We start from the raw sequence: 12205 nt of genomic DNA, 5'->3' as shown, positions 1-12205 counted from the left end.
GAGGCAGGAACGGATCTATACCACCTGCACCTGGGAGCCAGCAATTTGCTGGGAAGGCTTCTGGTAGCAATCGGTTTTAAAGAACAGGAAGAAAATTAAAAATAAAATCCGTCAAGTCTCTCAAGACCGCTTCTGTCAGCATCACTACTTTCATCATCACCTAAGTTAGCATCACTACTTTCAGCATCATTTCTTTCAGAAGCCTCAATGTCGGTATCACTATTTTCAGCGTGACTGTTTTCAGTATCACTGCTTTCAGAGTCACTACTGCCGTAGTCAATACTGGCATAGTCAATATTGCTATAGTTATTATTTTCGTAGTCACTGCTGTCGTAGTCATTGGGAGTAATGATAACAGATTCATATTTAGACCAGAGCAACTCAACGAAATCCTGTAAGAATAATATCCTTTCTTTCAGGTGTTTTCTCTGCCACTCTTGTTTGCTGAGTTCTTCTTGTCTCTTTAGTGCTTTGTCATACTTAGCTTCATTAGTCTGCTGATTGGCATTGATGACAATAGTCGCCTCAAGAAATTCCAGTATCTTGTCTGACTGTTCTAGTAGATCTTCAAATCCTGTGCAGAGGGTTGCCAATATAACCAGGTAATCATTTTGATCCACGAACGTTTTTTGTAATTGTTGCGCCATGTATTTTTCAATGGCCAGAAGCAATTCTTGAAATAAATCAGGACTTTGATTTTCCGGGTTGTTTTTTGCGTCGGCTAATACTTTTTCGAATATTTGAAATAATTCCTGTTCTTTGCCTCTGGAATCAGTAATGGTTTGCCCCCAGTTTGATTGACTAAAATAACTCGAAATCTTGCCAACATGTTCATATGCGGATTGTATAAGGAAAGGATCAAGAATCAGGTTTATGGCATCAATGAGACTCACAAATTGGCTATTTGAGGCAACTAATTCAGGTCTTTTTTTGTAATATTCTTTTACCAGACTGTACATGCGTCTGGCTGATTTGACATTACGCCAATAAATGGGGATTTCGATCTTATTAACGTCATAGTTCAGCAAAGTGGACGCGGCTATTAGCACTGAATCGACTGATGTCCAGGATATTTCAGCTTCTGAGAGATCCTTCATATGTTGCAAAAACTGAAGGTGCATTTCATCCAGCACCTCCAGGCCAACCAGGAACTTGGCAGATTCTTTAGCATTTTCTTGTAAAGCTTTGTGGCCCAGTATTGGTTTTTCTGCACCTAAAAGGTCACCTATTCTGGCATGGAGACTTCTTATACCAGACAAGCCAGCGGCGTGAAGCAGGAATGAGTAAAAGAAGAAATAAGCCGCCTGAGGAGATGCCCCATTTGAATGGATGGCAGTATAGTAACTCACCAACAACATCGCGAGACTCTTTTGATCTTCTGGTTTGGTGATATCGACAGAAGATTCGGTACCCAGGATGTGAGTCAGAACTTTTATCATCACATTCTGGTCGTCGGTCATTATTACATTGAGGCTTTTTATCACTTGCCGAATCATGCTTACAATGGTCAGACTCTCATTGGGGAGGGTTGTCGGGACGTAGCTCAAGATAGTGTTCAGAGTGCCTTCTTCAAGGCCTTCATTTAAACCTTCGATAATGGCAGTAATTTGAGCATGGGTCATGGGCGGAAGGGGAATATGCATTAAAGGCTGCGGCTGCGACGCTACAGCCCCCTCTAATTCTTCTGAATGCTCATCCATTCCTTCGGCTCGCTCATTTGCATAGTTCATGGCAAAGATAAGCTGGGTCGAATTCGGATTTAGAACAGATGGAGGGATTTTTCCTATGTAAGCATTATGGTTAATCAAGTCATCCAGGAAGCCAAAGGATTTTGTTGTTTTGTCTTCGATAAATCTGTCGTCTACTGTCGTTAATAATGTACTTTCTGCCAGCAGTTTTGAACAGGAGCAAGTCATAATGATGAGGCCCAGGAACGCGGTAATTGAGTGATTAGTCTTGTCAGGGTGGAAAAAAATCGATCGCTTTGCTGATCCAGGTAATCGAGAAATTGAGTTGCTCATCAACATCTGATTTCACCAGTTTATTAATGACTTGAAAAAGTAGTCTAAGGATCGATTCTGCGCCAAATTTTAAGTACCTTCCCCGGAACGTGGCAACTGCTCCTGCGTTGATCTGGTTCCTGCACCTTCATCCTCAATTTTCTGCTGACCTCGCTAAGGGGTCGCCGAGACGGGGTCGCCCAGACGGGGTCGCCCAGACGGGGTCGCCCAGACGGGGTCGCCCAGACGGGCGCTATTCTCGGTCAGGCTTCTAGTGAGGCGTTACCACTCTCAAAATCTTGATTTCAGAGTCATCGCTTTGAGAGTCACTGGTATCAGAATCATAAGGATTCTTCATGGCAAAGTCGTAGTAAAACCTGAACCAATCGACAAAATCAATAAAGTAATCTATGCGTTCTTTCAGGTGTTTTCTCGTCTTCCCATCTTTGTTGAGCTCTATGCCTTTTTTCCCCTTTGCTGCTCCTCTATGCACGGCATCATCAGCCAGTTCATTGGCATTGGTGTCAATAGTTGGCTCAAGCATTGACAGCTTCATGCGTGCATGACCCAGCAGGTCCGCAAATCCTGTGCCGAGGGTTACCATTATGACTTGGTAATCATTTTCATCAGCAAACATGTTTTTCAATTGATGTGATATGTATTTTTTTATGGCTACAAACAATTCTTTAAATAATTCAGGATTCTCATTGCCCGGATTGTCTTTTGCGTCGGTTAATATATTTCTGAATATTTCAAATAATTTCTGTTCTTTGCTCATTATGCCTCTAACCTCAGTAGAGGTTTGATACGACTTTGATTTACTAAGATAACTCGATATATTGTGAATAAGTGCAGTTGCAGATTGTAAAGTGAAAGGATCAAGAGTCAGTCTTATGGCATTAAGCAAATTAATGAACTGACTATTCAAGGCAACCAGTTCAGGTTTATTTTCACCATATTCCTTTATTAATATCAACATTCGTTCTGCTGAATTTATATGGCACTCATAAAGTGATTCTTCGTTCTCATTAACGTCATAGTTGAGTAGACTGGAAGCAGCTATTAGCTGTAAATCGTCGGCTGATGTTCCGAATCTATCAGCTTCCAGAGGGTTCTCCATTTGTTCCAAAAAATCAAAGCGCATCTCTTCCAGCGCCACCAGTGCAGAGAAGATTGAAGCAGACTCTTTGAGTTTGGCTTTTAAAATTTCGTGAGCTTCTATTGGCTCATCTGTACCTAATAGATCACCTTTTTTGGCATCAAGTCTTTCGATACCAGACAACTGAGTGGCGTGAAGCAGGAATGAGTTAAAAAAAACATTAGCTGCTCGAGGGGATGCTCCATTTGAATGGATAGCTGTATAGTAAGCCAGCATCAACGTCGCGAGTCTCCGTCGATCTTGTGGTTTGGTGATATCGACAGGTGATGTGGTACCCTGGATAGAAGATAGAACAGTTACCATGACATTCTGGTTATCCTGAACCGTAATGTTGAGAGTTTTTATCAATTGCTGCAACATAATTAGAATTGTCAGGTCCCCATTGGGAGGGGTCGCCGGAACATAGCTCAACATAGTGTTTAGGGTGGCTTGATTAAAGCCTGTATTCAAGCCCTCGATAATAGTAGCGACTTCTGCAAGGGTCATTGGTGGGAGAGGTATCTGCATTAAATGCTGCGGTTGTTGTGCTCCAGCTCCCTCCGATGCTTCTGAATCCTCATCCATTTTTTCACCTTGCTGATTTTCATGATTCATGGCGAAGATAAGATGAGTTGTATTCGGGCTGAGAGCAGAAGGAGGGTTTTTCCCTATATAAGTATTATGGTTAATCAAATCCTCCAGGAAGCCAGACTCTTTTGTCATTTTTCCTATAATAAATTTCTCCTCCACCGGTGTAGAAAAAGGATTTCCTGCCAGCAATTTTGAACAGGGGCAAGCCATAGCGACGAGGCTGAGGGTAGCTGCAACCCACTGATTGGTGTTGTTACGACGGAAAAGTATCAATCGCTTTACTGTCTCAGGTAATCGAGAAACGGAGTGACTCATCAACATCGGCCTTCTCTATTTTATAAGTGCCCTGATAAAGTAGTCCATGGATTGCAGCAGTACTCAATTTTACGAACAGGTCAGATCCGGTCACGCCGTCTTCAATATAGGTTTGTGCCTGAGCATGGAATGACCGCCTGAAACCAATACCGCTTCCGAGTCGAACGTTCTCCGGGAAACCTGATGGTGGCACTCGGTCTGAAAGCAGGGAAGATGAATAAAAAATTAAACGCCGTCAAGACTTGCTCTGTCGGCATCACTACTTTCAGTATCAAGAATTTCAGTATCACTACTGTCAGTATCACTACTGTCAGAGCTATAAGGGGTCTTCATGATAAAATCATAGTTAAGCCTGAACCAATCAACGAAATTATCCAAGTAATTTATCCGTTCTTTCAGGTGTTTTAACTTCTTCTCTTCTTCGCAGAGTTCATTTCCCTTTTGTGCCTTTGCTGCCCCGTTATATTTGGCTGCATTAGCCTGTTCATTGGCATCGGTGACAATAGTTGCCTCAAAAAATAGCAACATCTTGTGTGATTGTTCCAGCAGGTCCTCAAATCCTGTTCCGAGGGTTACCATCATGGCTTGGTAATCATTTGGATCAATAAAGGTATTTTGTGATTGTTGCGATATGTATTCTGCTACGACCAGAAGCAAGTCTTTAAATAATGCGGGGTTTTCATTCCCCGGGTTGTCTTTTGCGTCGGATAGTACCTTTTTGAATATTTTAAACAATGTCTGCTCTTTGCCTTCTTTGCCTGCAGACTCAGTAATGGTTTGATTCCTATTAGAGTTACTGAGAAAACTCGTCAGGCTGTCAACATATTCACTTGCAGATTGTATATCGAAAGGATCAAGAGTCAGGCTTATGGCATGAATGAAACACAGGATTTGATTATTCGAGGTAATTAATTCAGGTTTTTTTTTATCATATTCTCTTATCAGCCTTAACATTCGTTTATACGATCTTATATTACGCTCACAGATAAACATTTCATTTATATTAACTGCATGATTGAGCAGTGAGAAAGCGGCTATCAGCAGTGGATTAACTGATGTCCCGGGTTCATCAGCTTCTAAGGAATCCTCCAATTCTTGCGAAAACGCAAGGCGCATTTTTTCCAGTGATTTCAGAGCAGTGAAGACTGAAGCAGATTCTTTAATATTCCCGTTTAAGACTTCGTGATCTTCTATGGGTTTTTTTGTGCCTAAAAGGTCATCTTTTTTGGTATAAAGTCTCTCAATACCAGACAAGCAAGCAGCGTGAAGCAGGAATGAGTTAAAAAAAACACGAGCTTCCTGACGGTTAGCTCCACTTGAATTGATGGCCGTATAGTAAGCGACCATCAACATCGCGAGGCTCTGTTGTTGTTGTAGTTTGGTTATATCAACAGGAGATTGGGTGCTCTGGATAGAATATAGAGCATTTATTACCTCATCCTGGTTATAGTTAGGCAAAATGTTGAGTGTTTGTGTGATTTTTTGAATCATGCTTGCAAGGGTCAGGTTCTCATTGGGGAGTGTTACCGGTACGTAGCTCAACATAGTGTTCAGGGGAGGCAGGGAGTCTTCATCAAGGTCTGAATTCAGGACCTGAATCATAGTAGTAATTTGTGCATGGTTCATTAGCGGGAGCGGAATGTGCATTAAAGGCTGTGGTTGCTGTGCTCCGGCTCCTTCTGATTCTTCTGAATGCTCATCCTTTTTTTGGTCTCGTTCATTTTCATGGTTCATGGCAAAGATAAGATGGGTCGAATTTGGATTGAGAACAAAGGGAGTGATTCTTCCCATGTAGGCATTATGGTTAATCAGGTGATCCAGAAAGCCAGACGATTTTGTGCTTTTATCTTCAAAAAATCTCTCCTCCACTGTCGTTGATAAAGTATTTTCTGCCATCAGTTTTGAATAGGAGAAGACCATAATGATGAGGCCAATGGAAGCAGCAACCGACTGATTAGCCTTGTCACGACGGAAAATTGTCGATTGTTTTGCCGTTTCAGGTAATCGCGAAATCGAGTTAACCATCAACATTTTTCTTCTTCAGATAATGTATGCTCTGACAAAATAGTCCACGGATAGCAGCAGTGCACAATTTCAAGGGTACGATAGTCCAATACTGAACAGCCAGCTCCGTTTTGCAGATACAAGGAATTATGAAGACATAGGGCTTTGTGATTCAATGGCTGTTCATCAAGACTTTTGCATAAGACAAGGCGGCCAGGCCGCAGGCTGGAATTCCGTGGGTGAGGCGATTAGCAAAAATGCTGAAAAACAACAAGCCATTGCCACTGGCATGGCAGAAATTTACCGACCGAAACCGCAGCCACTTCGGAGCTGGCAGAACGCTGGGAAGCCTGGTGGCACTCGGTCAGTATGAGGATTAGAGCTTAACTTCCTTCAAGACTGCCTCTTTCATCACCATTACTACTTTTATCAGCATCATTACTGCTTCCGTCAGCATCATTACTGCTTCCGTCAGCATCATTACTGCTTCCGTCGGCATCATTACTACTTCTGTCAGCATCATTACTCTCAGAGTCTCCAACGTGGGAGTTATTGCTGTGAGAGTCATAAGGCAACGTCATGTCAAAATCATAGTTAGATCTGAGCCAAATGACGAAATCTTGCAAGTAGTTAATCCTTTGCCCCAAATGTTTCCTCTTCTTCTCTACTTCGCTGAGCTTCTGTCCTTCTTGTCCTTCTGCTGCCTTGTCATCTTTGGCTCCATCAATCTGCTTATCAAATATTTCCAACATATCATTTGATTGTTCCAGAAGGTCGGCAAATCCTGTGCCGAGAGTTACCATTACGACTTTGTAATCATTTTCAGTGAACGTTTTTTGTAATTGCTTTTCTATGTATTCTCGCAGGGCGTGAAGTAATTTTTTAAATAATTCAGGACTTTCATTTCCGGGGTTATCTTTTGCGTCGCCTACTACCTCTTTGAATACTTCAAATATGCTCCGCTCTTTGCCTTCAGAGTCAGTAATAAGATGATCCCAATTTAGTGCAGAAAAATAATGCGACAGGTTGTCAACATGCGAACCTGTGAATTGGATAACGAAAGGATCAAGAAGCATGCTTATAGCATGAATCAAAGTCATAAACTGACTGTTCCAGGCAACCAGCTCAGGGTTGCTTTCACCATGTACCCCTATTAGTTTCAACATTCGCTCGTGTGATTTTTTATTACGTTTATAAAGCGGTATCCCGTTCTTATCAACACGATAGTTGAGTAGACTGGTAGCGGCTGTGAGCTTTGGATCAAGAAGTGCGTCAGTTTTTTCAACCTCTGCGTAATTATCGAGCTGTAGCAAAAAATCACGGCGCGCTTCTTCCAATAATTTAAGGGTAGAAAAGACTGAGCCGGATTCTTTAACATTTGCTTTTAAAACTTCGGAATCCTCTATGGGTTCTTTTGAACCTAAAAGGTCTTCTTTTTTGGCATGGAGTCTCCCGATACAGGACAAGCCGACAGCGTGAAGCAAAAATGAGCTAAAAAAAGCCTGAGTGGTTTGAGGAGATGTTCCATTTGAATTAAGGGCTGTATAGTAACTCACTATCAACATCGCGAGGCTCTGTTGCTGTTGTGGTTTGGTTAAATCAACAGGAGATTCGCTGCCATGGATATCATACAGAGCGCTAATCAAACCATTCTGGACTTCGTTGACATTTATACTGAGTGTTTCTATCAAATGCTGAATCATGTTCGCAATTGTCTGGCCGTGAACGGGAGGGGTCTCCGGGATGCCCTCCAGCATAACGTTCACGGTGTTGACATTAAGGCCTGTATTCATACCTTGAATAATGTTGGAAACTTGGGAAGGGCTCATTAGCGGGAGTGCAATCTCGATTAATGACTGCTGTTGTGGTGCTGCAGCTGCCTCCGGCTCTAACGAGTTCTCATCTTTTTTTTCGTCTTGCTCATTTTCATAGTTCATGGCAAAGACAAGATGGGTCATATCCGTGCTGAGAGCAGCTGGAGGGACTTCCCCCAAAATTGAGTAATGGTTAATGTAGTTGTCCAGCAAGCTGGAATCTTTTGTCGTTTTATGGCCAACAGATATCTCCCCCCCCGGCGTTGGTAGAGGACTGTCTGCCAGCAGTTTTGAACATGGGCAGGCCATAGTGATGAGGCCAAGGACAGCAGCAACCCACTGACTAGCCCTGTCAGGACGGAAATGTACCGATTGTTTTCCTGTTCCGGGAAATCGAGAAATGGAGTTACTCATCAACATCTGCCTTCTTTAATTTATGGATGCCCCTGATAAAGTAGTCTACGAATCGCAGCAGTGCTCAATTTTAACCGACAGGCGGCCCCGGCCTGATCGTCCAGCCAACTCGGTTTTCTGGAAGTTACCGGGAGCGCAGGGCTTCGTGCTCCTCATGATGCACCTCATGACACCCATTTCTGCGTGAGTCACGAGGAGGGGGATTGTCAAATGACTGTGGTTGTTTTGCTCCAGTGCCTTCCGAAGTTTCTGAATGTCCTGATAGAGTAGTCCCCGAATTGCAGTAGCGTATGAAAGTGCATACAGCTCAGTTAATTTCCTGACCTTCAATGGATTAGGTACTAATCACTGTGCTGCTCTGTATTTTTCTGAGTAATAATTAGGGGACTCGCAAGGAGTTGGTAAGGTATCTCATATGAAACGAGCAATTGTCCTGGTGATGGATTCGTTCGGGATTGGCGCCAGTGCTGATGCCGATCAGTTTGGTGATGCAGGCTCCAATACGATTGGCCACATCGCCAGGACCTGCGCACAGGGCGAGGCAGACATTGGTCGACGGGGTATACTTGAATTGCCAATGCTGGCCAGTCTTGGTCTGTTGCACGCGGCTAAAGATTCCTCAGGAGCTTTTCCCGCTGGCATGAACACCAATGTAAAGCTGATCGGTGCCCACGGTTACGCCAGGGAAATTTCCAGTGGCAAGGATACTCCCAGTGGCCATTGGGAAATGATGGGCGCTCCGGTGTTGTTTGACTGGGGCTACTTCAAAGACGTGGAAAACAGCTTTCCACAGGCGCTGCTGGATCAACTGGTCGAGAAAGCCAGCCTGCCCGGTGTTATTGGTAATTGTCACGCCTCAGGAACTACCATTCTGGAAATTCTTGGTGAAGAACACATGCGCACTGGCAAGCCTATTGTTTATACATCGACTGACAGCGTTTTTCAGATTGCCTGCCATGAAGAGACTTTTGGTCTGGAAAGACTCTATGAAGTCTGCAAAATCGCCCGTGAGCTGCTCGACCCTTACAATATTGGCCGTGTCATTGCCCGTCCCTTCACAGGTGATGATGCCGGTGACTTCCAGAGAACAGGAAATCGTCGGGACTACTCGGTTCTGCCTCCGGCTCCCACGCTGCTGGATAAGCTGGTGGGCAGCGGTGGCGAAGTGGTCAGTGTCGGAAAGATAGCGGATATCTTCGCCCATCAGGGCATTACCAGAACCTTGAAAGCGACCGGCATTCCTGCTTTGTTTGAAACCACTATGCAGGCGCTGGAGTCAGCCGGAGATCGCTCCCTGATCTTCACCAACTTCGTCGATTTTGATTCATCCTTTGGCCATCGTCGTGATGTGGCGGGTTATGCCCGGGCTCTGGAGGAGCTGGACGCTATGATACCGAGACTGCTCAACGCCATGCAAAAAGACGATGTGCTGATCATCAGTGCTGACCATGGCTGCGATCCCACCTGGCACGGTACCGACCATACCAGGGAACACATACCGGTACTGGTCTATGGCAAAAAGGTTCCACCGGTTTCTCTGGGTGAACGGGAAACCTTCGCAGATATCGGTCAGAGTCTGGCCAGTTTCTTTGATCTGGAGTCCATGGATTACGGGACCAGCTTTCTGCCATAAACAGAGCTGACTGTTAACAGCTACCCTGCTGCCCCATGGCCCGCTTTTTGAAAAGCCCTCAAGAGGAATAAAATGACCCCTCATATTCATGCCAAACCCGGTGCTTTTGCCGACGTCTGCCTGATGCCCGGTGACCCACTGCGTGCCAGGTATATTGCCGAGAACTTTCTGGAAGGTGCTGAACTGGTAAACGACGTCCGTAATATGTTTGGTTACACCGGAGCATATAAAGGTCGTCGTGTATCCGTGATGGGTTCCGGGATGGGCATTCCTTCGGCCTCCATCTACTACAAGGAACTGATTACTGAGTACGGTGTAGACAAGCTGATTCGTATTGGTTCCTGTGGTGCTATCTCTGCCGATGTGAAGCTGCGCGACATAGTGATTGGTATGGGGGCGTGCACCGATTCCAAGGTGAACCGTATCCGCTTTAATAACCATGACTTTGCAGCTATTGCAGACTTTGGCCTGCTGGAGAATGCGGTTAAGAGTGCCCGTGACAAAAAAATGCCGGTAAAAGTAGGCAACATTTTCACTTCGGATCTTTTCTACAGCCCGGAGACACATATATTCGACATCATGGAAAAGCACGGCATTCTGGGTGTTGAAATGGAAACCGCAGGCCTTTATGGCGTATGTGCTGAGTACGGTGCCAAAGGTCTGGCTATCTGCACTGTCAGCGATCACATTCGCAAGGGTGAGGCCATGTCTCCCGAGGACAGGCAGATATCCTTGAACGAAATGATTGTGTTGGCTCTGGACTCTGTGCTGTTGGGAGACTGATTCTCGTTGTTCCAGTCCGTGTTCCATAAAAAACCATCAGCAACCGTGTGGCTACTGATGGTTTGTTAACAATTCATCCAGGCTCTGGTTTAAGTCGCCAATGGATGCACATCCTCACCTACGGCTGGTATGCCAGCCAGGAAAGCCGCGCAGGAAAGCCTGATGTTCGCTGCAACGCGTTATTGCCTTAATTGTATTCTCCAGATCAAAAACAATGCCCAGTGCAGTGGGTATAGCCAGCATCGGGCCCGTAGAAAGGGCAACGATTGTCTTGGAGGCGAAACCACCCAATACTCTGGCGCGCTCAGCCGATTCTTCAGAGTATTGATTGACAGACTGGGGCTCAAAAGCTGTTCTGAACAACGTGTTGGAGAGCTTGGCTCCGCCAACGATAGCAGAACCACCCACGGCACCCACAGCGCGTCCACCAAAATGGCCAATAACTCTGCCGGGCACACCGGCGAGTCTGGATGTAAGAATACAGATACCTTTTAAAATTTCTCCCGATGTTATCATAGTCATTCCTCCTTGATATATGACCCCGCTGGTGAGCAGGGTTTCGTGAGCATCATAAGGATTCTTCCAGATGGGGTGGAGAATTACACTGACAGGGCTGTCAGGTAGACTAACAGGCAGTGGAACTGCCATACAGAAGCCCAGATATTAATGTTTTCCATACCTTTACAAAGTGTTCCACAGCGTATCAAAGATGATTTGCTGAGTGTTGGCGATCTCAATAGAATCGATCACAACAGCAACGGGGTAGTCCATCGAGGCCAGGGAGATCATGGCGACTTTTGGGGGGTAAATAGCAATATAGCTGGCATCAATTTTACCGGTGGCATTGATCCATTTGCGCTCAGAAAGCTCGGCATCCTCGCCACCTTCACCAATGGCAATGACCCGGACATTAATACCCTTGCGGATACGCTGCTGGGTATAGTTTGGAAATGGGCGATAGAGATGCTGCCGGATCGGTTTGGATGAGAAAATGGAGTAGTTTTTATCATTTTTTTTGGCGACCGTGTTCAGTATATCCTTAAGAACGAACTCGATACCGCTGTCTCCCTCATAAAAGCGGACGTTTCCGGTATTGAAGTCAGGTTTAAGCTGATTCAGTTGCGGGATCAGCTTTTGTTTCATCTCTTCAATGCTCTGTTCCAGAGACTGCTTTTTCTCTTCTGCCAGATCCAGCAGCTTTTCAGGAGGCTCTGCACAGAAAACCCGTCTTTTTCCTTTCGGGAAGTAACTGACAATACCCTTACCCGCCAGGCCTTTCAGGGTCTCATAAGTGGTGCCGCGATTAATATCCGCTTCGGCCGCAATATCACGGATAGAGGCGGTTCCCAGCTTCAACAGGGCCAGATAAAGCTTGATTTCCTTCTGGTCGAGCCCCAGCTGTTTCAATGTGTCCAGGTTCATATTGTCAATTTTCCAATGACAAACACAGTTGTGTTTCAGTCTGTATAGGATAAGCTAAATTGAATACCGCAGAAAAGTGTCACTTTTTCTT

At 44.9% G+C, this 12205-nt stretch carries 10 protein-coding genes; 3 read left to right on the top strand and 7 right to left on the bottom strand.

Going from position 1 to position 12205, the window contains the following annotated elements; all coding sequences use genetic code 11:
- Positions 1–95: 95 nt before the first annotated feature.
- The 4 genes from ACOJUO_RS06940 to ACOJUO_RS06925 form a co-directional block, all read right to left on the bottom strand.
- Positions 96–1916, bottom strand: a complete 1821-nt coding sequence (locus ACOJUO_RS06940; protein WP_422139367.1) for a hypothetical protein — start codon at positions 1914–1916, stop codon at positions 96–98.
- Positions 1917–2271: 355 nt separating this feature from the next.
- The gene (locus ACOJUO_RS06935) at positions 2272–4050 is read right to left on the bottom strand and encodes a hypothetical protein (RefSeq protein ID WP_422139366.1); all 1779 of its coding nucleotides are present in this window, start codon (positions 4048–4050) and stop codon (positions 2272–2274) included.
- Complete coding sequence (locus ACOJUO_RS06930) at positions 4016–4237, bottom strand: hypothetical protein (RefSeq protein WP_422136005.1); 222 nt, start codon at positions 4235–4237, stop codon at positions 4016–4018. The genes ACOJUO_RS06935 and ACOJUO_RS06930 overlap by 35 nt, the downstream gene beginning before the upstream one ends.
- Before the next feature lie 32 nt (positions 4238–4269).
- Positions 4270–6069 carry a hypothetical protein gene (locus ACOJUO_RS06925; RefSeq protein ID WP_422139365.1) on the bottom strand — a complete coding sequence of 600 codons (1800 nt, stop codon included), beginning with the start codon at positions 6067–6069 and terminating at the stop codon, positions 4270–4272.
- Positions 6070–6305: 236 nt separating this feature from the next.
- On the opposite strand from ACOJUO_RS06925, the gene ACOJUO_RS06920 reads away from it, so the two are divergent.
- Positions 6306–6428, top strand: coding sequence for a hypothetical protein (locus ACOJUO_RS06920; protein WP_422139364.1), 123 nt, complete (start codon positions 6306–6308; stop codon positions 6426–6428).
- 3 nt (positions 6429–6431) lie between these two features.
- On the opposite strand, the gene ACOJUO_RS06915 is transcribed toward ACOJUO_RS06920, so the two are convergent.
- Entirely contained in the window at positions 6432–8276 is a 1845-nt protein-coding gene (locus tag ACOJUO_RS06915; RefSeq protein WP_422139363.1) for a hypothetical protein, read from the bottom strand.
- Positions 8277–8691: 415 nt separating this feature from the next.
- On the opposite strand from ACOJUO_RS06915, the gene ACOJUO_RS06910 reads away from it, so the two are divergent.
- Both ACOJUO_RS06910 and deoD read left to right on the top strand, forming a co-directional pair.
- The gene (locus ACOJUO_RS06910; protein WP_422136002.1) at positions 8692–9909 is read left to right on the top strand and encodes a phosphopentomutase; all 1218 of its coding nucleotides are present in this window, start codon (positions 8692–8694) and stop codon (positions 9907–9909) included.
- Between the two features lie 72 nt (positions 9910–9981).
- Positions 9982–10692, top strand: a complete 711-nt coding sequence (gene deoD, locus ACOJUO_RS06905) for a purine-nucleoside phosphorylase (protein ID WP_422136001.1) — start codon at positions 9982–9984, stop codon at positions 10690–10692.
- Positions 10693–10806: 114 nt separating this feature from the next.
- Here the strand turns inward: deoD and ACOJUO_RS06900 are convergent, their stop codons facing one another.
- Together ACOJUO_RS06900 and ACOJUO_RS06895 are read right to left on the bottom strand one after the other, a co-directional pair.
- A complete protein-coding gene (locus ACOJUO_RS06900; protein ID WP_422136000.1) occupies positions 10807–11208 on the bottom strand; it encodes a hypothetical protein in 402 nt (133 codons plus the stop codon).
- A gap of 165 nt (positions 11209–11373) precedes the next feature.
- The gene (locus tag ACOJUO_RS06895; RefSeq protein WP_422139362.1) at positions 11374–12114 is read right to left on the bottom strand and encodes a TrmB family transcriptional regulator; all 741 of its coding nucleotides are present in this window, start codon (positions 12112–12114) and stop codon (positions 11374–11376) included.
- Between the last annotated feature and the right edge of the window lie 91 nt (positions 12115–12205).

The sequence above is a fragment of the Endozoicomonas sp. ALC020 genome, from assembly GCF_049275935.1.
Classification (GTDB): Bacteria; Pseudomonadota; Gammaproteobacteria; order Pseudomonadales; family Endozoicomonadaceae; genus Endozoicomonas_A.
The sequence above is the reverse complement of the archived record's forward strand: the minus strand, read 5'-3'. Positions and strand labels throughout refer to the sequence as shown.